Below are 18,861 nucleotides of genomic sequence, written 5' to 3' on the forward strand. Positions count from 1 at the left end.
TTCTTCTACCCCCGCATCGAGATGGCGAGCAATGAGGGATAAACCAGCCATCGAAAAAGCTGCAAACCCCGGTATGCATCGTTATTGATTATCATTGCACACTCACGCAGAAGGAGCTCCCATTAAGGGCTGCGGTCATTGTTAATGCGATGATACTGCGACGATACAACGCTGTTATTTACCCCACTTACTGGCTTGGGTTGTTTCGCGGTACTGCTGCTAATTGGTGACCCAGAATAAATTCCGGTTTCATTATCAAGCCCACCCGTTGATGGGCTTTGTAATGGCTACTTCGCTTTTGCTTCCGCTCGCTTACGCCGGCGCTCTTCTTTCTTCTCGGCTTTTGCCATGTCCATGAATGCCTGCATGATCGAGTTCCGCATCATGTAGCTGACAAAGTGATGATTGACACAGCCGTTGAGGCGCAGCTGCTCGCCAAACTAATCCACCGAGGCCAACGCTTCCATCATGCCCTTCTCGCCTTTCATGAACTCTGAGAAGTCGCGCCCCGCTCTGGAGGCGCATTCAATGACGCGATTACTCATCCTGGCAGCCCGGGGATCGTAATCTGCAGCTGGTTAGCCAGGGTGTTAATCTCAGCGATCAAACCAGGTTTCGTGTAGCGCTATGCCGCGAGGCCTTGTCCGCAGAAGCTCGCCATGTCTTTCTTCTGGTCAAACTCATGACATTTCATGTTGAGCTGCGCACTTAAGCTGTTGCGATGATGAAGCTCCCCGGTGAAGTAGTCATCGAGGACTTTATAGGCCGCGTACTTGAACCCGGGGTTTAACCAGGCCGCATAATCGTAAGCAACAAATTTCCCGCCATAGGTTCCGCCGTGTACGCCGCGCGTCGTTAAAACCACAGATTCGTGGTTTTTCTTCAATTCGGCCAGGAACTCCTTGGTCTGCTTGTTTCGCAGATAGTGGTACGGAGATTCAGCATCACTTTTGCCACTGTCTTTCCACATATCGGTGAGGCAGATCATGCCGTCTTCCCCGACACGGATTGGTTGATTGAAGAGGGTTAATGATTTCATTTCGCTGATACCTTTTGGTGGTTGAGCCTGTTCTCGTAGATACGGGCAGCCCAAGAGCGGTCAGCGTTACCACTACCCTATCTCAAGCTCTACCCCGAAAGGCTCTTGGTTGATATGCGCACGAGAATGCGCGGTGAAATTTGGGTATAAAAAAGCCTGACCGAAGTCAGGCTGTTCTGTTTATTGGTTGACGAATCATTTCAGGCACTGAGTCCTGACATACTCCTGCAGGTAGTTAACCTGCGCGGTCATTTTGTCGATTCCACTTCTGAGACGGTAATAATTGAGTTCAGCATCTGCTGTAAGTCTTGGGCTTTCTCCATTGCCCATGCCGCTGGCTCCGGACGTTGACTTTGGACAGGTGGCGGAGACTTGCAGGCGCTTACGACCAGCAGAAACATCAGCGCGGAGACTTTCGATAGTCGCGTTAGCATCAGCAAGCTCCTTTGTGTATCTGGCGTCGAGTTCTGCTACATCACGTTGACGCTTCTGCATGTCAGCGATAATGGATGCGGCTTTGTCGAGCTGATCTTTGTAAGTCATGGCGTTATCACGGTAATGATTAACAGCCCACCCCATTGAAACCAGCAGGCAAATAACCACAGCGCAGATGATTGCGGTTAACCGACTCATGACATCAACACCCCAACGGCCAGAAACCACGGCCACGCATCGTTGCCATTAAATGCGAGCAACGCTGCCATGAAAAAGCAAATCATGCTCATTGCTTCCCCCACAAACAGACTTCACGCTCAATCTCACGGCGAGTCATCAGCCCTTTCCATTGCTTACCGCCAGCGTATGTCCAGCGACGTAGCTGATCACATGAGCCTTTGATATCACCCTGATTTATTTTGCGAAGAAGCGTCGATGTTCTGAAATTACCTGCGCCCACGTTGTAGACGAACGAGTAAAGGGCGCCTCGCGTTGTTTCCGGTATATCGACTTTGATGTACGGGTTAATTTGTCTGGCGACAGTAGCGAGGTCTTTATTCAGGAGGGCTTTGCATTCTGCCTCGGTATACGTTTTACCGGGTATAATGTCTTTTCCAGTGTGGCCATAACACACAGTTAATACACCTACTACGTCCTTATATGGTTTGTATCTGACACCTTCCAGACCATCGTTACCACCGGGGCCAGTGATTAACACAGATGCTATGGCAATAGCCCCGCCACTTATCGCCGCTATTACGCTATTTCGTAGTGCCGGTGACATTGCCATTCAATCTGTCCTCACGCTCTTTGCGTTTGTAGTACCAGTTGATGCCAAATGTGCCGACAGTACAAAGAATACCAATGATTACAGCCCAGTCATTCAGGGAGAGAATGCCACCCATCGCAGTCAGTCCTCCGAAGCTGTAACTGAACCATTCTCTTATTTTGTCCATACGGTACATGCTCTACCCCCTTTATTGAGGGGATTTGCTCTATTGAATTAGGAATAAGGTCGATTACTGATAGAACAAATCCAGGCTACTGTGTTTAGTAATCAGATTTGTTCGTGACCGATATGCACGGGCAAAACGGCAGGAGGTTGTTATCGCAACCTCTTGCCACCCGCTTTCGCGAAGGTCATGTGTAGAAGGCCGCAGCATAACTATCACTGATTAGTTCAGGATAGCCAGTGGCTACGGCTCAGTTATGGTGCTGGTTAACGGACTTGAACCGCTACCCATTCGCTTACAAGGCGACTGCTCTACCATTGGAGCTAAACCAGCATGTTTGGCGGGACAGCGTGGACTCGAACCACGATAAGAAGGTTAACAGCCTTCCGTAATGACCTTTATACGACTGACCCAAAATAAAAAAGCCCCACGGAATCCGCAGGGCATACTTTCAAATCCACCTTAACAAAGGACGGATTTCTACTGTTAGAAACGATATTAAACAAAAATCGCCACTTTGTAAAGAACACATTCTACAGAACGTCTTTTTAGTAGAAAATATTTATCACTGTGTGACTTTACTCAACATCTGATTTGCATATTCCTCCTGCTTAATGCACTCACCTACCAAGCTTTCGAAGAAGTCCTTGTAAGACCTGCGCCATGTGGTTTCAGGAACATCAATCACCGTTGCGCAGATGTATTTTCGAACGCTATCAGGCAGAAGACGAGCATATCCACGCCCATTACAGCGTCCGCAGGTTTTATACGCAGGAACGCCACCTTGTAGAATAGTTTTCTCTTTGTCTACCACTACGCCTTTGCCATTGCATTGGCAAGCGTTGGTAAGCACCCCCTTCCCTTTGCATTTGCGGCACAGAACTTTAACCGTCTCTTTACGCTCTTCCAGATATGGTTTTCCGATGCTTTTCATCGTCATGACTTCAGCATCGATAAACTTCTTTCCACCACAGCAGTCACAGGTTCGCGTACTGGCAGCGCTACGTGAGTAATCAGCAAATGCGAATGTTGCGAGCACTTGCATTACCTTTGGCTTAATATCGTTTTCGAGCTTACGTAAGGCGGCGACCTTATCGCAGTGCTCAAGTGCATATTGGGTCAGCAGTTCAATAGCTTTCTCACGGTCATTGCTGCTGATTTCCATCTTCCCAAGAAACGCGCTGTAACCTAACGATGCGCGACTTTGAGTCATACCCATAGCTGCCATAACATCAGTGCCAGTTAACGTTTCTGAAGCTGTTGCGCGAGGGATATCGTTTATCTGAGTAGATTTTGCGAAGTGAAACTTCACTACATTTTCCAAATTCATGCAGCATCGCCTCCCGCTGGCTTGTTCAATCCAAGCCGGTTCACCAGTTCACGCTCTCGCTCATGCAGATAATCCATCGCCTTCTGGTGTTGCTCCGTCATCTCTCTGACGCTGCGCAATTCAGCTTCGTCACGTTCACGCTGCTGTTTTGCCTGGTTAATGCTGGTTATGCTGCACATTGAGATTCCCCCATGCGGAGTTGAATTCCGTCCTGATACCAGTCTGGCAATGTGAAATCGATGCGCCCTGTAACACCATGCGCCCTTAGCTCCTGTAACCGCTTCAGTTCGCTCTTCATGTGCTGGTATAGCTCATCCATCTGCCAAGGCTTTAAGCGCACAGGAATGCACGCCAGACGCGCTACACGCTCTATTGTCATCTCCCCATAGACAATCTCCGCATGCGCGGTGAATTCGTATGGGTCCTCTTCGAGTTTTCGGTGACAGCCAATGCAGTGGGCGAAGGCGTTATAGGGATGGTATCGGGTTGCTTTGTGTCGTCGGGATTTGAAGTGGGAGCAGTGGAGTTTTTGTCTTTCGTGGTGGAATGTTCGTCCGCAGTAATCGCAGATCCAGTCCGTTCGCTCCCTCACCAGTTGGGAGAAAACGTCATCAAACTTATCTCTCTTTAGTGCCATTGCGTCCCCCTTTTGTCATTTTTTCAGCATATTCAGGCCAGTGCTTTTTAAGTATTCCGTAAGGAACCCTCAGGCTTATTCCATGTCGATTAGCCCAGTTAACCAGGCTGTTTCTGGTTCTGCCAAGTGCCGCCGCCATTACTTCTGCCGGAACCTTACCGGCGACGCGCCTGATGTAATCCTGCTCCCTCGGTGAATATGGCTTGACGCTATTCATCGTCTTCTTCCTCGTGCATCGAGCTATTCGGATCGCTCATCAGTTCTGCGCAACAGTGCTCACAAACGTGAACTTCCAGCACATGCAGCTTCTGACCGCAGTTAGCGCACGTTAAAGCCCGCTCGACGCTTTCTTGTTCGTAACTTCGATTTGGGTCAATCACCTTGTTTTCCTCTCGCGTTCTCTAAGCCACCGGATATCCCACAGGTGAGCCGTGTAGTTGAAGGTTTTTACGTCAGATTCTTTTGGGATTGGCTTGCGTTTATTTCTGGATCGTTTCGTTGGAAGGTATTTGCAGTTTTCGCAGATGATGTCGGTGATACTTCGTCGCTGTCGTCTCATTCGTACCTCCTGTCGGTAAATCTGACACCATGACCAATAGCCCAGGCTGTTGTGTACTCGATAAGACTTGCCATACGCTTCACACTCATCTGCGCGCTGCTTTCGCGAATGTTGACGTATTCGCCTTCAAGCCCGGGCAAAACATCAGCTTCCTGCTTTGTTGCCACTGCATGACCGCTGATCAACAAAACCTTCCATTGTTCTGGTTTTAACCATTTATCGCGCCACTGAGCTTGCCTAGCGATATCTGCGACCATCGCGTGAAATTTTGCGTTCTGGTCAAGATTGCGCTTGTAGTCAGTAATGCGGATGGTAACTGGCTTGTCTTTATCGAGTGGTGTTGCGAGGATGGCGTTGATTGCGGCTTGCTGTTGTTGCTTACTCCTGAGGAAAATTGTCTGTTTCATGGAATTCCTCAATATTTGTAAAGGCTATATCCGTTTTTATTTGTCCTGGTACCATAGCCATATAGGCTCCAGTCATCCTGTTTTCTCTCACCAAAAATATGCTTGCGGTATTCTTCCTGCTGGCGTCTCCATATTTCCATCATGTCTGGCTGGTTCTTTTCTCGCATTTTTCGGATCTGCTCAAGGATGAACTCTATTTGCTGCTGATTTGTCATACTCACTCCTTCACTTTGATTCCAGCGGCGCGGATAGCCTCTACATCGCTTTCGTATTGCGATTCTGCACCTGAGTCATAGCCAATGTGATAATCACCGGGAAGTGGGCCTTTCTTTGGCTTTTGCAGCTCAATCTCGATAGCTGCTCGCGATGCCTGCCACGCTTGCCAATACATCTCAACCATATTGGCGTATATTTTATTTTTAGGATCACATCCGGTGTAATTTTCAAACCATTCTTCAAACTGCTTTCTTGATTCGTCCATCGATACTTACCCTCAGTTCAACTCACAAAACGCCACGCCATTTTTGCTACAGAGACAGGCATAACACCGATAATCACCCAGACAAATGCAGCGCCAAACAACGTATACCATGGGTCTTTACCGTCATTCACAAGACGAATGTAGCTATGCAGAACAATAAAAAACGTCAGAAGAATCCATCCAACGCCAACGCATTTGAGTGCGACGAGCATAAACTCAGCCACGATTTACTCTCCCCCAAATAAAAAGGCCTGCGATTACCAGCAGGCCTGTTATTAGCTCAGTGATGTAGATGGTCATACGTCAGCCCCTTGTGCATATCGTCTGCCACGCGCAGCAGGTGCATTTGATGCTGTGCAAATCTGTCTGGCTTCATCCTGGTCACATGCAACAAAGTGTCCGTTACAGAACCGCTGGTAAACCGTACCAAGCGAGCCAAAACGGTTTTTCGTCACGATGATTTCAGCAAATGGCGCGGCGCTACTGCTCTCGTCATATACCGCTTCCCGATAGAGCATGATGATTGAGTCTGCGTCCTGTTCAATGCTTCCTGAATCACGCAAATCTGCGTTTGTCGGGCGTTTGTTTGGTCGCTTCTCAACATCGCGTGAAAGCTGACTCAGGGAGATAACAGGCGTTTTCAGGTCTTTCGCCATCGCCTTCAGGCTTCCGGAGATGTGAGCAATTGCGAGGTCGTTGCGGTCTGCTTTCGGCTTCTCAATCAGGCCAAGATAATCCGCCATGATGAGTGACAGGTTTGGATTTTCCTGTTTGTGCCGTTCTGCGATTGAGCGTATTTCTTCGACCGATAACCGCGAGGCATCGACTACCCATACATCCAAATCTGCAAGCTGACTCATGCCGTTAGCAACGCGCGCCCAGCCTTCGTCATCCATCGATGCAGGATTTCGCAGCACGCTAACCGACATCCTCCCGGCGTTGGCAATGCTTCGCTCTGCAATCTGCAATGCGCTCATTTCCATCGAGAAAATCAACACTCCGCGCCGGATGTCAGAACCAGGAATAACGCGGCTTGCAACGCCTTCGGCAATCTTCAGCGCCAGTTCGGTTTTCCCCATACCAGGACGAGCAGCGATTATCACCAGGTCTTCTGCGTTCATCCCTCCGGTGATGGCGTCAAGTTCGTCGATTCCGGTCTTCAGGGTATCTGACTCTTCTCCGTTCCTCAGACGCCTGTCAAGCGTGTCAGTGTAGTCAGTGATGATTTCCCCTAACCGTACAGGTTTAACCTCGTCACGGGGCTTTCTGATGGCTGAAAGACGCTTTACAAGTTCATCCATCGCCTGACTCGATGTATCGATGGTTCCGCTCTGAATTGGTTCACGCATTTCATCCATGATTTCCAGCACTAGACGGCGGTGATAGTTATCCGCGACCATTCCGGCATATCCCTTCAGGTTTGCGGCACTCGGGCAGTTCTTACTGGTCATCAGGATTGACGTGAAATGCTCCTCTCCGCACGCCTCGGCAACCATCAGCGCGTCGATTAGGTTTCTGTTTCTCGCCTGCTTACGGATAACTTCGAAGGCTTTCCTGTAGAGCGGAATTGAAAACGCTTCCGGCTCAAGCGTTGCCAGAACGTCACTGGCGGTTGGAGTTAATCCACCAATCAGCAGGCCACCGATAACGCTCGCTTCGATATCCTGTCTCATGCAATCCCCCTGTCTGCAAACTTCCCTTCCCGTACTCCCGTTAACGAATCTTCCCTCAGCAGGTAATCAAAATCTGCCGTCCAGCCCGTGTCGTTGTCTCCGAAGTAAAACGGCTTGGCCTGATGCACAAACGCCCTGACATACGCTCTGAAACCGTCCACGTTTGGCGTTTTCAGTTGCGGGATGATTTTCTTCAGGCGACGTTTGCGTTTCTCGTTGACCGCAACAGCATGTGGAAGTCTGTCACCGACTTCGGTGTTGTAGGCGTTCAGGAAGGATTCATAGTCGATTCGTTCTGCCTTGCGACGTTCAGGTTTAACCTGCCCATCGCCGCCCCCGTTAGGGGGTAAGGGGGTATTTGTATTTATTGTCTTTTGTATATTGTCTTTTGTGTTTAGCTGACTTGGCTTATACCCATTAGCCGACTTGGCTAATGTTTTATTAGCTGCTTTAGCTAATGTTAAGCTGTCCTGGCTAATCCACTGAGAAACCACCTTGTTCACTCCGATTTTCACGCCATCAGCAATGAGGAATTTACGCTCGATAAGCTGGCGCTTGGCAGCGCAAACATGAGTGTGATGAATACCTGTCATGGCTGCTATCTGCGTGTTTGTGAGTCGATCCATCGGCTTATTGAATCCGTATGTCTTGCGCATGATAGCGAGCATCACCTTCAGCTGCCGGACGGTTAAATCAGCCATCAGCAGACTGTCGGTAATCTCGTTAGCAACGCGCATGAAACCATCTTCGGTATCTGCCACGCGATGCTCCACGACCTCCAGTTGAGGCCTGTAATCAGCTAACTTAACGACGCCCATGTTTCACTCCTGCTTTGGCTAGTCTGTAAACACCAACAAGGCGCTCTGCGAACGCCCTGTTATTTGCTGCGGCTACCACTAATCCCTCAGGTGAATCAGGATGTCGAATCTCTTCTTTTTCCTGGTATTTCTTACTACGTTTTGTCATAATTACCTCTCCTGATGCCCTTAGAAATCCATCTGGATTTGGTCAGAACGCTCGGTTGCCGCCGGGCGTTTTTTATTTCTCGGCATCACAGCTTCCACCGCTTGCCTTGCCACTTCCCTGATTAAGCTCGTCTCCCATACCTTCTCCAGAAGAACGAACGTCACCGCCATATCCTGAATGTTCAGGCGGCTTACTTTTGAATCAGACCATCCCGCCATCTTTGCAAAATTTGTCTGGCCCATTGATACGAGTCGGGCGCGAAGCTCTGTTTCCACTTCGCGTATCTTTTTGCTGTGATTTGTGAGTTCCATTACTTAGTATTTCCTGTAGTTAATAGTTAGTTGTGGCTATGCACACTGGCGCATAAACCTGTGGTTGATTTGTTATCTGGAGTTCGCTTTTCAGCGACGTAGGACGAATGTCCGTTGTTGGAAGTGGTGTTGCTTACGCAGCCTTTGGTGGAAAAAGATCGTCTATGGTTAGTTCGTAACCGTATTCTTTGAACGCATTGATAAAAGCACGACAAAGATTGATGTCCATTCCCCTTCTGCCTGTCTCGTAATGACAAACTGCACCACGCGTACAACCGAGTACTTTCGCAAGATCTTCCTGCGTTAAACCGAAGCGCTCGCGAAAATTGCGAATATTATTCATAGGCTCCTCCCTACCAAATAGTATACACATCGTATTCAATATCGCAATACAGAGTTTACGAGTTGTGACTGTTCTTGTTTGATACAAATTGTATAATTTAAGGATGAAAATGAACTGGTATGACATAGCGAAGCAAAGGATTGATCAGCTTGGATTGAATCAGGATAAAGTTGCTGAACACCTTGGTGTAACCAAAGGTGCTGTTAGTCATTGGCTTAACGGAAGAAGGAACCCATCAATACAAGAAATTGGAGCAATTTTTCAATATCTTGGCGTTACAGACGTGAGGTTCAACGCTGACGGAACCTTTAGCGTTGGCGAATCAACAGAACAAAAGCCTGTTAAACCTCAATTTGAATACCCATTCTTCTCTCATGTTCAGGCTGGAATGTTTACCCCAGAATTTCGCACATTCACCGAGAGAGATGCAGAATGCTGGATTAGTACGACCAAAAAAGCCAGTGATTCATCTTTTTGGCTTGAAGTTGAAGGCCACTCAATGACGGCTCCAGCGGGATCACGACCAAGCTTTCCTGAAGGAATGCTGATTCTTGTAGACCCAGAAGATCCTGTAGACCCAGGCGATTTTTGTATTGCAAGGTTATGTGGTGATGAGTTCACTTTTAAGAAGCTCATCAAAGACAGCGGACAAGTATTCTTACAACCGCTAAACCCTCAGTTCCCAATAATGCCATGTAACGAACAATGCAGGGTTGTAGGTAAGGTTGTAGCCAGCCAATGGCCTGATGAGATATTCGGGTGATGATGGATAAGGGATGTTTGGGGGATGGTGGTTGTGTGGAACAGGTCGCAGAAATGCGGCCTTTTTTATTGGATGGAATTACAGGTGTAAAAAAACTCAGCTATAAGCCGATCAATTTGTTGAAGTTTTTATTTATCCTGGGTAGGATCCCGCTGTTGTGCGATCTTTTTCTGTTCGCCAACAATGGAAAGGCCCAGAAGGCGGCAACCTTCTGGGCCCACAAAAACACTGGCTAGAATGTTTTCTTGAGATCTCGATTGGGGAGATTACCTCAAGCGTTTTCCCCTGTAAAGCATTCGATGCCATCTTTTTTAGAAGGTATCAGAATGAAGCATATCTGTAAGAAAGACCATCGCTATGACCCTCGCTTTACTTCTCTCCCAGAAAACCAAGGAAATACCGGACGCCACAAATGCCCAGGATGCGCATTCGAGCTCGCAATGGAGCTAAAGGCTAAGGGAATTCCAATGTGCAACGACGATTCTATTCTGGCCGATCTGCCAGAAAGCCAAGCAGGAACTGTTCGTCATAAGGATGCTTTTGAAGCGTACAAGATGGCGTATCAGGCTTAACTAACCCAACCCGGCCACAGCGCCGGGTTTTCTTTCCCCTACTCTTTCGGCAGTGTCAGAACATCAATAGCCAGTTCTACGGCCAAGTCCACATCCTCTTCCTGCCACAGTACCTGAATCATTTCTATCAAAGCTTCACGCGAAGGTTCGCGCTGCTCTACCAGTACCTGCATCAGCGCAGTACCGAGAACCTCAACCACTTGCGGGTGAAGCTCCGCAAAGAACTCATCCTCACTTTTCACACTGATTCCTCGCTCGTTTTTTGTTCAGAACAGTATGGCATAGGCGACTTATAAAAATAAATCACTTTAAAAATCAACACAATGTAAACAAAACAACCACGAGGATACAAAATGTATTTGAAATGATGTTTACTATACGTATACTAAGCACATCAGCAGGACGCACTACTCACCAGGACGGTGAACATACAACGATTCAGTGATGAATCTACGAGGCTGAAAAGCCTGATAACCAAAGTGAGCTTTGGGATGTGGTGAAGCTTAACGGCGAGCTAGGGAATAGTTTTGCGGTGAAGATTCTAGATAACTAACCACAAGGCGCGCGTAACCCAATCGGCATCGCACCGATGGAAGATGGTTCGACTCCATCCACCACATCACCAAAGTTCATCAGGAGGTCTATATGACACGCAGAACAGCTTTCAATGGCTCAGCAGCAGGTCGGCGTCGTGAACGCCGTGCAGCGCTTCAGAATGCGGTAACGGCAAGCTCAGAAGTAATGCACCGCCCTACTCTTAGCCGTGCGCAGATTCAGGCCAAAGGAAAACACGAAACGCCAAAACGCATTGAAGACGCAAAATCACTTCAGTTCATGGCGAAAGATGCATTCTGGCAACTGGAAGAATACAGACGCAATCTGGAGCGGGCAGCCATTGTGTACGCAAATGAGTTTGGACATAAACCACCAGAAACCGGTGTATGTCTTCCAGACGTAGCACTTTACGCGGCTGGTCATCGTAAGTGTGGGCAAATTACCGCTAGATAATTATTCAGGCAGCAATCATCTAATCAGGTCGCAATGCGGCCTTTTTTATTGCCAAAATTTAAGGAATAACAACATGAATTCAGCAGATTTATCGAAGATTCTTGAAGAGCACAAGGTGTGGATTACCTCAATGCGTGAGAGCGGATCGAGAGCCAACCTGCGCGGTGCCAACCTGCGCGATGCCGACCTGTGCGGTGCCAACCTGTGCGGTGCCAACCTGCGCGGTGCCAACCTGCGCGATGCCAACCTGCGCGGTGCCAACCTGCGCGATGCCAACCTGCGCGATGCCAACCTGCGCGATGCCAACCTGTGCGGTGCCAACCTGCGCGATGCCGACCTGCGCGGTGCCGACCTGCCTGATCTAACTTTCGTAATCCTGGGTGAGAAATACTTCATAAGTATAACGAACGGTGAATATGTACGAGCAGGATGCCAGAACCACACAGTTGAGGAATGGAGAAAATATAGTAAGCAGGAAATTGCTGAGATGGATGGTCGTAAAGCTCTTAAATTTTATCCACGTCTTCTGGACATTATCGACTTCTATATTGGTAAAGGTGAACGCCCGGATTGGTTAACAAGTAAAGAATATGCAGATGAAGTAACTGAGTAAGCGTATTTTTGGCAGCGAGACACAGAGGTGAATATGAAAAAGTTTAAAGGTACGCCAGGTCCTTGGAGCGGAAAGGATGTACGCATTTGCAGGCAAGATAGAGCTGGGTTGCAGCTTGGTTTTATCATGACCCATGACGAAAATCGCGTAGCTGAATGTGAGGCCAATGCACACTTGATAGCAGCAGCTCCGGAGTTATTGGAAGCGCTACAATTGCTTCTCAACTCCTGGTCAAATGGTAGTTCTAAAGATATTTCAAACGCTGAGAGAAAAGCTCGCTCAGCCATCAGCAAGGCTCTTGGGGAGGAGTGATGAAAACAGTAAGAGTGACAATTGAAACGTCATGGGTTGGCGCTAATGAGGTTGTAGACATTGAAGTCGATGATGATGCAACGGATGAGGAAATTGCAGACGCAGCACACGAAGAGTTCCTGAATTATTGCGGATATGGATATTACGTAGTTGGCGAGGAAGATAGCGAATAAGCACCTAATGACCATTTTAATAGTGGTCATTGTGAGCAATATCGCTCGTAACCAAACGAGGACGACGACTCGTTCTGGTTAATCGAAAAATCATCCCTTGATGTTATTTGCCGCTCGTAGTCAGGGCGGCTTTTTTATCGCATATCCACAGCGCTTCATATCGAGGCGTTTTCGCTATACCAATAAATAAAAATGGAGAATCCCACGATGACATTTGCTATCGCGGGCGGTGCCGTCATGGGTATCGCCCAACTTAATGAATCACTTTTAGAGCGTATAACCAGAAAATTACGGGCCGGATGGAAACGTCTCGGTGAAATTCTTAATCAGCCAGGAGTGCCGCGCCATGACCATTACGCCTGTTAATGGAACAATTCTTGTTCAGCAAGGAAACAGGGAGTTCAACAAGCTATATGAGAAAGTATTTCCGGATACAAAACAGGGAATGTCTGATGCGTATACATGGGCTGCCGGAATAGCTCTTGGTTGGGATAAGTGGCAGGACGAAGAATGGGAGGCGCGTCATGTTGCATGATTTTGATGATGAAGAATTTATTGCTCTCATTTCTCCTGAAATTGATGAGGAAGTGGAGCAGCAAATTAACTTAGCCGCAGAACGGCAGAATCCGGTTATTAGCTGGGATGAATTTGCGGGGTATTACTCATGAATCTGGATCAGTTAGATGAACCGTTCGCAGCTGAAGATATTGAGTGGCGAATACAGCAAAGCGGTAAAACACGCGATGGCAAAGTGTGGGCTTTGGTGCTGGCTTATGTCACAAACAGGGCAATCATGAAACGCCTGGACGATGTTTGCGGCAAAGCAGGATGGCGCAATGAATACCGCGATATTCCCAACAACGGTGGCGTTGAATGCGGCATATCAATCAAGATTGATTCCGAATGGGTAACTAAATGGGATGCTGCTGAAAACACACAGGTAGAAGCCGTCAAAGGTGGTCGCTCCGGCGCAATGAAGCGTGCTGCCGTTCAGTGGGGAATTGGTCGGTATCTGTATAACCTTGAGGAAGGTTTTGCGCAGATATCCAGTGATAAGAAACAAGGATGGCACAGGGCCAAACTGAAGGATGGAACAGGATTTTACTGGCTCCCTCCATCGCTGCCGGACTGGGCCATGCCAGCATTATGCAATCAACCATCACCAGAAAATACCAACCAGAAATCTCCATCGGTTGACTGCGAACAAATCCTGAAAGACTTCAGCGATTATGCTTCGAAAGAAACTGATAAGAAAAAACTCATCGAGCGTTATCAGCATGACTGGCAATTATTGGCTGGCAACGAGGAGGCGCAGGATAAATGCGTTCAGGTAATGAATATCAGAATAAATGAGCTTAAACAGGTGGCTTAATGAGAAGATTAAACATAACTCCAGCTGAGATGGAGTCAGTTTGCGGTCGCATGGTAGCTTGCCGTGCAGCAGAACATCTGGGCCTAAACATAAATCAGTTTTATTACATAGCAAAAAAACTGTCATTAAAAACGGCATTCGTTAAGCCAAGATGGAGCGACGACGAAGACAAAAGAATGCAGACGCTTATCTCATCAGGCTATACACAAAGAAATGTAGCAAAAATTCTCGGGCGAAGTGAAGAGTCGGTAAAAAGCAGGCTATCACGTTTACGAAAGAAATAACCCTATACGTACCACATTATTCGGATAACCTACCCTGGAGTAAATTATGCCAGCGCCTTTGTATGGTGCGGATGACCCGCGCCGCTGTTCCGGCAATTCCGTCTCGGAGGTGCTGGATAAATTCAGAAAAAACTACGACTTGATAATGTCGCTACCGCAGGAAACGAAAGAGGAAAAGGAATTTCGCCACTGTATATGGCTTGCAGAGAAAGAAGAGCGCGAACGAATTTACCAGACATCCATCCGGCCATTCCGCAAAGCCACTTACACCCAATTCATTGAAATAGACCCGCGCCTTAAAAATTACCGTTCGCGTTACGGCGCTACCAGCAATAACTGAGGAATTCATCATGAGAGGTTTGTCCTACGACCCCGGAATCCTTCCATCGGAAATGATTATTCGACACCGCTTCAAGCCCATTAACGATATTCCACGCGAAGAAATGCTGGCGAGAAAGAGTTTTCCATCAGTGAAAGAAGTGAAAATATACACAATTGTCAGTGACCAGTTATCACCACCAATAACAGGAGAATCATTCTGTACTGATATGGTGCGTCATAGTGATTATGCGGAGCTTGAGGATAAATACGCGGCGTTGGCGGCGGATAACGATAAAGCAATGGAGTCACTTAAGCAGGCTGATGCAGCTGTTAAGTTGGCACACGAGAAGTTTTCGGCGCTGGCAGCAGAGAATGCGGAGCTTAAACAGTCGGAGAAGGAATTTAATAACTTCTGTCGTCAGGAGTACTACGGTTGGGAGGACAACTTCACGGAAACCCCAGCCACCGACGCTTTCCTGGCTGAAATTGAACGCAAAGCAATCCGCAAGTTCATTAACAGCATTGAACACATCCTGCGTGACAAGTTGTCACCGTATGACACCGAAGAGATGCTTGAGTCTATGCGTATTTTTCTGGAAGAACAGGGAGGTGAGCAAAAATGACGATCACAAAACAACGTGTAGAAGAAATAATATCCCGTATTGAAATGTATGGGCATGGTGCCGGGTATACCGCTGATGAGGTTTATGACCTTGCTGTACTGGCGCTGAATTTATCAAATATCGCAAACCTGAAGCGATACGAGCTTGATATGGATGGTTGTGACTCGTGCGGTCAGGATTGTGGCGCTGACATGACTGAAGATTCTGATGGCGATTATGTCCTGTTTGATGACGTGGTTAAGTTGTTTGAGTTTGATACAACCACTCAGAAGTTAGAAAGCCCAGCAAAGGAGGCAGCCAGTGAGTAATTCAGCACGACTACAGCTTGGTTTTTCACCGCTATCAAAAACTATCATGCTGGCAAAAATGCGCGATGTTGAAGGTGGACGTATGCGCGTTGGCAATGATCCAGGTCGTGATGTTACCAATGAGGCTGCTCAATTGGTGTGGCGACTGGTCATGGCTGAAGGTGGTGAGATCGCGTGGAAGCTGGATGATGGTTCTCGCATGGTGTTGAAGGCAGAAAAGCAGGAGGCAACCAGTGAGCGAAATTAATTACCAGGCACTGCGTGAGACAGCAGAAAATGCAACACCAGGCGAATGGTGTACTGATGACCACTATGGGGTAATCGCTGATGCCGGGCTGAATGCCAATTACTACATAGCTTCATGCTCAGGACCAGATAATCGCTCCAATAAGCGATTCATCGCCGCAGCCAATCCGGCTACCGTCTTAGCGCTGCTGGGCGAGCTGGAAACAGCAAAAAAGCGCATTGCAGAACTGGAAAGCAACGAAGTCCGTGAAGTCGGAAATCAGTTTCTTGTTGTTCGCCATCCTGGGAAAACTCCTGTCATCAAGCACTGCACTGGTGACCCAGAAGAGTTTCTGCGGAAGTTAATCGAACAAGACCCGTTAGTAACTATCGACATCATTACGCATCGCTATTACGGGATTGGCGGTCAATGGGTTCAGGATGCAGTTGAGTATCTGCATATGATGTCTGACGCTGGCATTCGCATCAAAGGAGAGTGATATGACCACTATAACCGATAAGAAACAGTATCCAGGCGAGCAATATCTTAATGAGCTGATCACCAACATAGAGTTTGCTGCAAGGGCACCAGTTGAAGTCGTGAGAGCGATGGCAGCAGAGCTACAGAAGCGGCGCGAAGCTGATAGTGCAGAACCAATTGCTTATATTTTCAAGCATCCGGCCGGGAAATTATTCTGGGCTTTAACGGATGAAAGCAATAAAGAGCAAGCGGACGTTATTCCTGTTTATGCTGCCGCGCATGCGTCGGTTGTGCCGGATAATGCATCAGAGTCTCTTGCTTATGCTTATAAAGAGCTTACGCCTGAGATTATGCGCGGTCATATCGCTGTATTCGAGCGATATGGAATAGCCCCAAACGATAGCACTACCACAATTCAGGCACTGCGAATCGCGCTGGATGGTATAGAGCGGAGCGACGCCATGCTTCAGGGTAAAGGAGGGTGATATGGCTATTGCCGCAAGTTACACAATGCATCTCTATTGTGACTGCCGCCAGTGTACGGAAGGTGTATATCCAGTGCCAGACTTCGGTGAGTATATAGGTACGTCATGGGCTGGCTGTGCAAAAGAGGCGCGCAAGGATGGCTGGCGAATAAGCAAAGACAAAACGCGTGCTTTTGCGCCCGGGCATAAAGTTTTGAGGATTAAAAAATGACCACTATTACCAGAGAACAAGCTCTGAAAATTATTGAGGCAGCCGATGAGGTTATTAGTGCGCTTGCCGGAACTAACGAGGATGTTCACCCTGGTAGCGATAACATGCTACGCCTGTGGGATGACCTGAATGACCGTTACGCGCCGCCGGAAGTTGTGCGTGAACTGGCGCGTATCGCACTGGCATCGTTGGACGCGGAGCCGGTAGCGTGGACGAGCGAGGGTGATCTTGCGGAGGTTTATTGTGGTGAAACAGGAGTGATAGGACCGAAATACATAGTGGGAGATGTCCCGCTCTATCGTCACGCCCAGCCAGTGTCGGTAGACAAAGAATTTATCCCTAAAAATCTGGACAAGGCGTTGGGTGTTGTTGGTGTTGCGTTACCTGAATCAAAGGAAGAGTTTAATTTCCAGATAGATCGCTGGATACAGCGTCTCATTGACCGGGTTATTCGTTATGCCGACGAATTCAAAGAGCAGCCAGTGCCGGTAGTGCCTGAAGAAATGAACTTTTCCACCGCCTGCAACTTTGTGCAAATCAACGGAATGGCGAAGGAGGACCGGGCAACTCTTGCAATGAGAGCATGGAACGCCTGTCGCGCTGCCATGCTCAACGGAGGTAAATCGTGAAAGAGAATCAAATCCGAGAACTGGTTAACGAGCTGCGTGATATTGCTATTGAGTATCACGGCACACAGCAGTTACGTGAACGAATTGCACGCACAGTTCGCGCAGCGATAATTCAGGCTGGCAACTCTCCGGTAACTCAGGATGGTTGGATAAGCTGTAGTGAGCGAATGCCGGATAATGATGAATCTAAACCCATCGCAATTTTTACCGGAAAATGTCTGGGTCAGGGGATGTTCGTTGCTACATACGACGATGATGGGTTCTTTGACTATTGGGAGGGTATGGAAATTATCGGTGTAAGCCACTGGATGCAGCTACCAGATCCTCCCCTTTGATAGCGAAGCTTATACATATCTTTTACATCAGCAATCTATTGTTAATCTCCAATCAATGTTACGTTGTCATCTCACTCATGCTTTGGAGGTAGTGACATGTCTTGTCCAAAATGCGGTTCTGGAAATATTGCAAAAGAAAAAACAATGCGTGGATGGTCTGATGATTATGTGTGCTGCGATTGCGGATACAACGACTCTAAAGACGCATTTGGAGAGCGTGGTAAAAACGAGTTTGTCAGAATTAATAAGGAACGCAAAGGCAACGAAAAAAGCTAATTTATTTATTCATATATGAAAACAATGTAACCAATATTCGAATTGAAGAACTGAAAGAACACCAAGCCGCCTGATGGCGGTTTTTTATTGGAGATAGATAATGTCAGACCAGAGCAAGTATTACGATTACTACATGGTTGAAGGTGATGATGTTAAGGAACTTATCAGTTCATACGATACCATTAACGAACAACGTAATTCTATCCTCCCAGCCGCAGCAGAACAGGTTGGTGCTATAGCATGGACAACAACTCGTAATTGGGGTGGTAGAGGTGGCTTGCTGCAAAGTTTCGTTTGGGAAAAAGGATATGAATTCCCATGCCAGATAACAATCAAGCGTGAAGATTTTTGGAATGGGAAGCGAGTTGTGATAGCACGAGGAAAGGGAAATACAAAAGAAGGCCGTGCATATAACAAGGAGCTTGATGCAGTTATCCACGAAGCTAACGTCAAGCTAAAAGCATTACCTGAGTGGAATGACTACATCGCTAATCATTACGGTATTATGCGCACAGGAATTGGCTGTCAATCTGGGCGTGGCTTTGGTTTCGCTATGTTATCAACGTACGGCGGCAAGCACCCGCAACGCGATGATTGTCTTATTTTTGCAATACCAAATAACAAAGAAGAGCAGCATGGCGAAGTTGTTATCCCTGATGCATTCAAGAAAATAACTTACGGGCAATTCTACGACATCGCTAACGCAAAAGAAGACGAAGAAGAAACAGCGGAGTAA

41 protein-coding genes, 2 tRNA genes and 2 pseudogenes are annotated in these 18,861 nt (G+C 47.6%); 23 read left to right on the top strand and 22 right to left on the bottom strand.

Annotated features, from left to right (window positions below; translation table 11 throughout):
* Positions 1–541: 541 nt before the first annotated feature.
* The 21 genes and pseudogenes from ACH0WD_RS06765 to ACH0WD_RS06865 all read right to left on the bottom strand — a co-directional run bounded on the left by ACH0WD_RS06765 (position 542) and on the right by ACH0WD_RS06865 (position 9,134).
* Positions 542–1,039, bottom strand: a pseudogene (locus tag ACH0WD_RS06765) (KilA-N domain-containing protein).
* A gap of 195 nt (positions 1,040–1,234) precedes the next feature.
* Complete coding sequence (locus tag ACH0WD_RS06770; RefSeq protein WP_023241426.1) at positions 1,235–1,672, bottom strand: lysis protein; 438 nt, start codon at positions 1,670–1,672, stop codon at positions 1,235–1,237.
* Between the two features lie 88 nt (positions 1,673–1,760).
* Positions 1,761–2,258 (bottom strand): lysozyme, encoded by a 498-nt coding sequence (locus ACH0WD_RS06775; protein WP_023241427.1) that lies wholly within the window; start codon positions 2,256–2,258, stop codon positions 1,761–1,763.
* The gene (locus tag ACH0WD_RS06780) at positions 2,236–2,439 is read right to left on the bottom strand and encodes a phage holin family protein (RefSeq protein ID WP_000286100.1); all 204 of its coding nucleotides are present in this window, start codon (positions 2,437–2,439) and stop codon (positions 2,236–2,238) included. The genes ACH0WD_RS06775 and ACH0WD_RS06780 overlap by 23 nt, the downstream gene beginning before the upstream one ends.
* 245 nt (positions 2,440–2,684) lie before the next feature.
* Positions 2,685–2,760, bottom strand: a tRNA-Thr gene (locus ACH0WD_RS06785).
* Between the two features lie 5 nt (positions 2,761–2,765).
* Positions 2,766–2,840 (bottom strand) — tRNA-Asn (locus ACH0WD_RS06790).
* Positions 2,841–2,992: 152 nt separating this feature from the next.
* A complete protein-coding gene (locus ACH0WD_RS06795) occupies positions 2,993–3,757 on the bottom strand; it encodes an antitermination protein (RefSeq protein ID WP_023241428.1) in 765 nt (254 codons plus the stop codon).
* Positions 3,754–3,936, bottom strand: a complete 183-nt coding sequence (locus ACH0WD_RS06800; protein ID WP_015995309.1) for a hypothetical protein — start codon at positions 3,934–3,936, stop codon at positions 3,754–3,756. Before ACH0WD_RS06800 ends, ACH0WD_RS06795 begins: the two co-directional genes overlap by 4 nt.
* Positions 3,924–4,394: a hypothetical protein gene (locus ACH0WD_RS06805; protein ID WP_023241429.1), complete on the bottom strand. Its 471-nt coding sequence runs from the start codon at positions 4,392–4,394 to the stop codon at positions 3,924–3,926. Before ACH0WD_RS06805 ends, ACH0WD_RS06800 begins: the two co-directional genes overlap by 13 nt.
* Entirely contained in the window at positions 4,375–4,611 is a 237-nt protein-coding gene (locus ACH0WD_RS06810; protein WP_001089628.1) for a hypothetical protein, read from the bottom strand. The genes ACH0WD_RS06805 and ACH0WD_RS06810 overlap by 20 nt, the downstream gene beginning before the upstream one ends.
* Positions 4,604–4,774 (bottom strand): protein NinF, encoded by a 171-nt coding sequence (locus ACH0WD_RS06815; RefSeq protein ID WP_062946370.1) that lies wholly within the window; start codon positions 4,772–4,774, stop codon positions 4,604–4,606. The genes ACH0WD_RS06810 and ACH0WD_RS06815 overlap by 8 nt, the downstream gene beginning before the upstream one ends.
* Positions 4,771–4,953 carry a NinE family protein gene (locus ACH0WD_RS06820; RefSeq protein ID WP_172480780.1) on the bottom strand — a complete coding sequence of 61 codons (183 nt, stop codon included), beginning with the start codon at positions 4,951–4,953 and terminating at the stop codon, positions 4,771–4,773. The genes ACH0WD_RS06815 and ACH0WD_RS06820 overlap by 4 nt, the downstream gene beginning before the upstream one ends.
* Entirely contained in the window at positions 4,950–5,360 is a 411-nt protein-coding gene (locus ACH0WD_RS06825; RefSeq protein WP_172480781.1) for a recombination protein NinB, read from the bottom strand. The genes ACH0WD_RS06820 and ACH0WD_RS06825 overlap by 4 nt, the downstream gene beginning before the upstream one ends.
* 8 nt (positions 5,361–5,368) lie before the next feature.
* A complete protein-coding gene (locus tag ACH0WD_RS06830; protein WP_112922111.1) occupies positions 5,369–5,575 on the bottom strand; it encodes a hypothetical protein in 207 nt (68 codons plus the stop codon).
* 2 nt (positions 5,576–5,577) lie between these two features.
* Complete coding sequence (locus ACH0WD_RS06835; RefSeq protein ID WP_001518144.1) at positions 5,578–5,841, bottom strand: hypothetical protein; 264 nt, start codon at positions 5,839–5,841, stop codon at positions 5,578–5,580.
* Positions 5,842–5,858: 17 nt separating this feature from the next.
* Positions 5,859–6,065 (bottom strand): hypothetical protein, encoded by a 207-nt coding sequence (locus tag ACH0WD_RS06840; RefSeq protein ID WP_112922110.1) that lies wholly within the window; start codon positions 6,063–6,065, stop codon positions 5,859–5,861.
* Positions 6,066–6,137: 72 nt separating this feature from the next.
* The gene (locus tag ACH0WD_RS06845; protein ID WP_023241433.1) at positions 6,138–7,514 is read right to left on the bottom strand and encodes a replicative DNA helicase; all 1,377 of its coding nucleotides are present in this window, start codon (positions 7,512–7,514) and stop codon (positions 6,138–6,140) included.
* Entirely contained in the window at positions 7,511–8,332 is an 822-nt protein-coding gene (locus tag ACH0WD_RS06850) for a replication protein (protein WP_023241434.1), read from the bottom strand. Before ACH0WD_RS06850 ends, ACH0WD_RS06845 begins: the two co-directional genes overlap by 4 nt.
* Complete coding sequence (locus ACH0WD_RS06855) at positions 8,319–8,480, bottom strand: hypothetical protein (RefSeq protein ID WP_000166968.1); 162 nt, start codon at positions 8,478–8,480, stop codon at positions 8,319–8,321. The genes ACH0WD_RS06850 and ACH0WD_RS06855 overlap by 14 nt, the downstream gene beginning before the upstream one ends.
* A 20-nt stretch (positions 8,481–8,500) precedes the next feature.
* The gene (locus ACH0WD_RS06860) at positions 8,501–8,791 is read right to left on the bottom strand and encodes a CII family transcriptional regulator (RefSeq protein WP_000424138.1); all 291 of its coding nucleotides are present in this window, start codon (positions 8,789–8,791) and stop codon (positions 8,501–8,503) included.
* A gap of 133 nt (positions 8,792–8,924) precedes the next feature.
* Entirely contained in the window at positions 8,925–9,134 is a 210-nt protein-coding gene (locus ACH0WD_RS06865) for a helix-turn-helix transcriptional regulator (protein ID WP_001059982.1), read from the bottom strand.
* Positions 9,135–9,243: 109 nt separating this feature from the next.
* Between ACH0WD_RS06865 and ACH0WD_RS06870 the strand changes: the two genes are divergently transcribed.
* The 3 genes from ACH0WD_RS06870 (at position 9,244) to ACH0WD_RS06880 (ending at position 10,469) form a co-directional block, all read left to right on the top strand.
* Positions 9,244–9,897 carry a LexA family transcriptional regulator gene (locus ACH0WD_RS06870; protein WP_023241112.1) on the top strand — a complete coding sequence of 218 codons (654 nt, stop codon included), beginning with the start codon at positions 9,244–9,246 and terminating at the stop codon, positions 9,895–9,897.
* Positions 9,894–10,133, top strand: a complete 240-nt coding sequence (locus ACH0WD_RS06875) for a hypothetical protein (RefSeq protein WP_149023095.1) — start codon at positions 9,894–9,896, stop codon at positions 10,131–10,133. Before ACH0WD_RS06870 ends, ACH0WD_RS06875 begins: the two co-directional genes overlap by 4 nt.
* 90 nt (positions 10,134–10,223) lie before the next feature.
* Positions 10,224–10,469: a hypothetical protein gene (locus tag ACH0WD_RS06880; protein ID WP_023213376.1), complete on the top strand. Its 246-nt coding sequence runs from the start codon at positions 10,224–10,226 to the stop codon at positions 10,467–10,469.
* Between the two features lie 38 nt (positions 10,470–10,507).
* Here ACH0WD_RS06880 and ACH0WD_RS06885 read toward each other — a convergent pair whose 3' ends face one another.
* The gene (locus tag ACH0WD_RS06885) at positions 10,508–10,711 is read right to left on the bottom strand and encodes a hypothetical protein (protein ID WP_000834165.1); all 204 of its coding nucleotides are present in this window, start codon (positions 10,709–10,711) and stop codon (positions 10,508–10,510) included.
* Positions 10,712–11,114: 403 nt separating this feature from the next.
* Between ACH0WD_RS06885 and ACH0WD_RS06890 the strand changes: the two genes are divergently transcribed.
* The 20 genes and pseudogenes from ACH0WD_RS06890 to ACH0WD_RS06985 all read left to right on the top strand — a co-directional run bounded on the left by ACH0WD_RS06890 (position 11,115) and on the right by ACH0WD_RS06985 (position 18,861).
* On the top strand, positions 11,115–11,477 hold the full coding sequence (locus tag ACH0WD_RS06890; RefSeq protein WP_023241436.1) for a hypothetical protein: 363 nt from the start codon (positions 11,115–11,117) through the stop codon (positions 11,475–11,477).
* Between the two features lie 73 nt (positions 11,478–11,550).
* Entirely contained in the window at positions 11,551–12,090 is a 540-nt protein-coding gene (locus ACH0WD_RS06895) for a pentapeptide repeat-containing protein (RefSeq protein WP_308303720.1), read from the top strand.
* Between the two features lie 33 nt (positions 12,091–12,123).
* Complete coding sequence (locus ACH0WD_RS06900; protein ID WP_001748038.1) at positions 12,124–12,402, top strand: hypothetical protein; 279 nt, start codon at positions 12,124–12,126, stop codon at positions 12,400–12,402.
* Positions 12,402–12,575 (top strand): hypothetical protein, encoded by a 174-nt coding sequence (locus ACH0WD_RS06905; RefSeq protein WP_023241391.1) that lies wholly within the window; start codon positions 12,402–12,404, stop codon positions 12,573–12,575. Before ACH0WD_RS06900 ends, ACH0WD_RS06905 begins: the two co-directional genes overlap by 1 nt.
* A gap of 207 nt (positions 12,576–12,782) precedes the next feature.
* Entirely contained in the window at positions 12,783–12,941 is a 159-nt protein-coding gene (locus tag ACH0WD_RS06910) for a protease FtsH-inhibitory lysogeny factor CIII (protein WP_000141641.1), read from the top strand.
* Entirely contained in the window at positions 12,922–13,110 is a 189-nt protein-coding gene (locus tag ACH0WD_RS06915) for a DUF5444 family protein (RefSeq protein WP_000156731.1), read from the top strand. The genes ACH0WD_RS06910 and ACH0WD_RS06915 overlap by 20 nt, the downstream gene beginning before the upstream one ends.
* Entirely contained in the window at positions 13,100–13,243 is a 144-nt protein-coding gene (locus ACH0WD_RS06920) for a hypothetical protein (RefSeq protein ID WP_000902089.1), read from the top strand. Before ACH0WD_RS06915 ends, ACH0WD_RS06920 begins: the two co-directional genes overlap by 11 nt.
* Positions 13,240–13,947 (top strand): Rad52/Rad22 family DNA repair protein, encoded by a 708-nt coding sequence (locus ACH0WD_RS06925; RefSeq protein ID WP_023241392.1) that lies wholly within the window; start codon positions 13,240–13,242, stop codon positions 13,945–13,947. The genes ACH0WD_RS06920 and ACH0WD_RS06925 overlap by 4 nt, the downstream gene beginning before the upstream one ends.
* Entirely contained in the window at positions 13,947–14,231 is a 285-nt protein-coding gene (locus ACH0WD_RS06930; protein ID WP_001253476.1) for a sigma-70 family RNA polymerase sigma factor, read from the top strand. The genes ACH0WD_RS06925 and ACH0WD_RS06930 overlap by 1 nt, the downstream gene beginning before the upstream one ends.
* A 46-nt stretch (positions 14,232–14,277) precedes the next feature.
* On the top strand, positions 14,278–14,571 hold the full coding sequence (locus ACH0WD_RS06935) for a phage anti-RecBCD protein (protein WP_016049833.1): 294 nt from the start codon (positions 14,278–14,280) through the stop codon (positions 14,569–14,571).
* Between the two features lie 10 nt (positions 14,572–14,581).
* Positions 14,582–15,175: a DUF2737 family protein gene (locus tag ACH0WD_RS06940; protein ID WP_023241393.1), complete on the top strand. Its 594-nt coding sequence runs from the start codon at positions 14,582–14,584 to the stop codon at positions 15,173–15,175.
* On the top strand, positions 15,172–15,483 hold the full coding sequence (locus ACH0WD_RS06945; RefSeq protein WP_080177705.1) for a hypothetical protein: 312 nt from the start codon (positions 15,172–15,174) through the stop codon (positions 15,481–15,483). Before ACH0WD_RS06940 ends, ACH0WD_RS06945 begins: the two co-directional genes overlap by 4 nt.
* Entirely contained in the window at positions 15,476–15,730 is a 255-nt protein-coding gene (locus ACH0WD_RS06950) for a hypothetical protein (protein WP_080177706.1), read from the top strand. The genes ACH0WD_RS06945 and ACH0WD_RS06950 overlap by 8 nt, the downstream gene beginning before the upstream one ends.
* On the top strand, positions 15,717–16,208 hold the full coding sequence (locus ACH0WD_RS06955) for an ead/Ea22-like family protein (protein ID WP_080177707.1): 492 nt from the start codon (positions 15,717–15,719) through the stop codon (positions 16,206–16,208). The genes ACH0WD_RS06950 and ACH0WD_RS06955 overlap by 14 nt, the downstream gene beginning before the upstream one ends.
* A gap of 1 nt (position 16,209) precedes the next feature.
* Positions 16,210–16,662: pseudogene (locus tag ACH0WD_RS06960) on the top strand (hypothetical protein); the annotation flags it as partial.
* Positions 16,663–16,675: 13 nt separating this feature from the next.
* Positions 16,676–16,885 carry a hypothetical protein gene (locus tag ACH0WD_RS06965; protein ID WP_080177709.1) on the top strand — a complete coding sequence of 70 codons (210 nt, stop codon included), beginning with the start codon at positions 16,676–16,678 and terminating at the stop codon, positions 16,883–16,885.
* Positions 16,882–17,514 carry a hypothetical protein gene (locus tag ACH0WD_RS06970; protein WP_223601994.1) on the top strand — a complete coding sequence of 211 codons (633 nt, stop codon included), beginning with the start codon at positions 16,882–16,884 and terminating at the stop codon, positions 17,512–17,514. Before ACH0WD_RS06965 ends, ACH0WD_RS06970 begins: the two co-directional genes overlap by 4 nt.
* Complete coding sequence (locus ACH0WD_RS06975; RefSeq protein ID WP_023241396.1) at positions 17,511–17,849, top strand: DUF551 domain-containing protein; 339 nt, start codon at positions 17,511–17,513, stop codon at positions 17,847–17,849. Before ACH0WD_RS06970 ends, ACH0WD_RS06975 begins: the two co-directional genes overlap by 4 nt.
* Before the next feature lie 96 nt (positions 17,850–17,945).
* Entirely contained in the window at positions 17,946–18,125 is a 180-nt protein-coding gene (locus ACH0WD_RS06980; protein ID WP_001277764.1) for an Eag protein, read from the top strand.
* A 100-nt stretch (positions 18,126–18,225) separates the two neighbouring features.
* Complete coding sequence (locus tag ACH0WD_RS06985; RefSeq protein ID WP_023241397.1) at positions 18,226–18,861, top strand: hypothetical protein; 636 nt, start codon at positions 18,226–18,228, stop codon at positions 18,859–18,861.

Source organism: Salmonella sp. 2020_1395 (assembly GCF_043848115.1).
Classification (GTDB): domain Bacteria; phylum Pseudomonadota; class Gammaproteobacteria; order Enterobacterales; family Enterobacteriaceae; genus Salmonella; species Salmonella enterica.

Excerpts from the sequence above, each read along its gene's own strand:
- ACH0WD_RS06965 (WP_080177709.1), top strand. The coding sequence starts at position 16,676 with ATGGCTATTGCCGCAAGTTACACAATGCATCTCTATTGTGACTGCCGC.
- ACH0WD_RS06860 (WP_000424138.1), bottom strand. The coding sequence starts at position 8,791 with ATGGAACTCACAAATCACAGCAAAAAGATACGCGAAGTGGAAACAGAG.
- ACH0WD_RS06925 (WP_023241392.1), top strand. The coding sequence starts at position 13,240 with ATGAATCTGGATCAGTTAGATGAACCGTTCGCAGCTGAAGATATTGAG.
- ACH0WD_RS06820 (WP_172480780.1), bottom strand. The coding sequence starts at position 4,953 with ATGAGACGACAGCGACGAAGTATCACCGACATCATCTGCGAAAACTGC.
- ACH0WD_RS06865 (WP_001059982.1), bottom strand. The coding sequence starts at position 9,134 with ATGAATAATATTCGCAATTTTCGCGAGCGCTTCGGTTTAACGCAGGAA.
- ACH0WD_RS06880 (WP_023213376.1), top strand. The coding sequence starts at position 10,224 with ATGAAGCATATCTGTAAGAAAGACCATCGCTATGACCCTCGCTTTACT.
- ACH0WD_RS06770 (WP_023241426.1), bottom strand. The coding sequence starts at position 1,672 with ATGAGTCGGTTAACCGCAATCATCTGCGCTGTGGTTATTTGCCTGCTG.
- ACH0WD_RS06970 (WP_223601994.1), top strand. The coding sequence starts at position 16,882 with ATGACCACTATTACCAGAGAACAAGCTCTGAAAATTATTGAGGCAGCC.
- ACH0WD_RS06855 (WP_000166968.1), bottom strand. The coding sequence starts at position 8,480 with ATGACAAAACGTAGTAAGAAATACCAGGAAAAAGAAGAGATTCGACAT.
- ACH0WD_RS06870 (WP_023241112.1), top strand. The coding sequence starts at position 9,244 with ATGAACTGGTATGACATAGCGAAGCAAAGGATTGATCAGCTTGGATTG.
- ACH0WD_RS06900 (WP_001748038.1), top strand. The coding sequence starts at position 12,124 with ATGAAAAAGTTTAAAGGTACGCCAGGTCCTTGGAGCGGAAAGGATGTA.
- ACH0WD_RS06940 (WP_023241393.1), top strand. The coding sequence starts at position 14,582 with ATGAGAGGTTTGTCCTACGACCCCGGAATCCTTCCATCGGAAATGATT.
- ACH0WD_RS06920 (WP_000902089.1), top strand. The coding sequence starts at position 13,100 with ATGTTGCATGATTTTGATGATGAAGAATTTATTGCTCTCATTTCTCCT.
- ACH0WD_RS06830 (WP_112922111.1), bottom strand. The coding sequence starts at position 5,575 with ATGACAAATCAGCAGCAAATAGAGTTCATCCTTGAGCAGATCCGAAAA.
- ACH0WD_RS06910 (WP_000141641.1), top strand. The coding sequence starts at position 12,783 with ATGACATTTGCTATCGCGGGCGGTGCCGTCATGGGTATCGCCCAACTT.
- ACH0WD_RS06895 (WP_308303720.1), top strand. The coding sequence starts at position 11,551 with ATGAATTCAGCAGATTTATCGAAGATTCTTGAAGAGCACAAGGTGTGG.
- ACH0WD_RS06800 (WP_015995309.1), bottom strand. The coding sequence starts at position 3,936 with ATGTGCAGCATAACCAGCATTAACCAGGCAAAACAGCAGCGTGAACGT.
- ACH0WD_RS06980 (WP_001277764.1), top strand. The coding sequence starts at position 17,946 with ATGTCTTGTCCAAAATGCGGTTCTGGAAATATTGCAAAAGAAAAAACA.
- ACH0WD_RS06825 (WP_172480781.1), bottom strand. The coding sequence starts at position 5,360 with ATGAAACAGACAATTTTCCTCAGGAGTAAGCAACAACAGCAAGCCGCA.
- ACH0WD_RS06905 (WP_023241391.1), top strand. The coding sequence starts at position 12,402 with ATGAAAACAGTAAGAGTGACAATTGAAACGTCATGGGTTGGCGCTAAT.
- ACH0WD_RS06915 (WP_000156731.1), top strand. The coding sequence starts at position 12,922 with ATGACCATTACGCCTGTTAATGGAACAATTCTTGTTCAGCAAGGAAAC.
- ACH0WD_RS06850 (WP_023241434.1), bottom strand. The coding sequence starts at position 8,332 with ATGGGCGTCGTTAAGTTAGCTGATTACAGGCCTCAACTGGAGGTCGTG.
- ACH0WD_RS06935 (WP_016049833.1), top strand. The coding sequence starts at position 14,278 with ATGCCAGCGCCTTTGTATGGTGCGGATGACCCGCGCCGCTGTTCCGGC.
- ACH0WD_RS06775 (WP_023241427.1), bottom strand. The coding sequence starts at position 2,258 with ATGTCACCGGCACTACGAAATAGCGTAATAGCGGCGATAAGTGGCGGG.
- ACH0WD_RS06930 (WP_001253476.1), top strand. The coding sequence starts at position 13,947 with ATGAGAAGATTAAACATAACTCCAGCTGAGATGGAGTCAGTTTGCGGT.
- ACH0WD_RS06985 (WP_023241397.1), top strand. The coding sequence starts at position 18,226 with ATGTCAGACCAGAGCAAGTATTACGATTACTACATGGTTGAAGGTGAT.
- ACH0WD_RS06890 (WP_023241436.1), top strand. The coding sequence starts at position 11,115 with ATGACACGCAGAACAGCTTTCAATGGCTCAGCAGCAGGTCGGCGTCGT.
- ACH0WD_RS06810 (WP_001089628.1), bottom strand. The coding sequence starts at position 4,611 with ATGAATAGCGTCAAGCCATATTCACCGAGGGAGCAGGATTACATCAGG.
- ACH0WD_RS06805 (WP_023241429.1), bottom strand. The coding sequence starts at position 4,394 with ATGGCACTAAAGAGAGATAAGTTTGATGACGTTTTCTCCCAACTGGTG.
- ACH0WD_RS06945 (WP_080177705.1), top strand. The coding sequence starts at position 15,172 with ATGACGATCACAAAACAACGTGTAGAAGAAATAATATCCCGTATTGAA.
- ACH0WD_RS06780 (WP_000286100.1), bottom strand. The coding sequence starts at position 2,439 with ATGTACCGTATGGACAAAATAAGAGAATGGTTCAGTTACAGCTTCGGA.
- ACH0WD_RS06835 (WP_001518144.1), bottom strand. The coding sequence starts at position 5,841 with ATGGACGAATCAAGAAAGCAGTTTGAAGAATGGTTTGAAAATTACACC.
- ACH0WD_RS06795 (WP_023241428.1), bottom strand. The coding sequence starts at position 3,757 with ATGAATTTGGAAAATGTAGTGAAGTTTCACTTCGCAAAATCTACTCAG.
- ACH0WD_RS06845 (WP_023241433.1), bottom strand. The coding sequence starts at position 7,514 with ATGAGACAGGATATCGAAGCGAGCGTTATCGGTGGCCTGCTGATTGGT.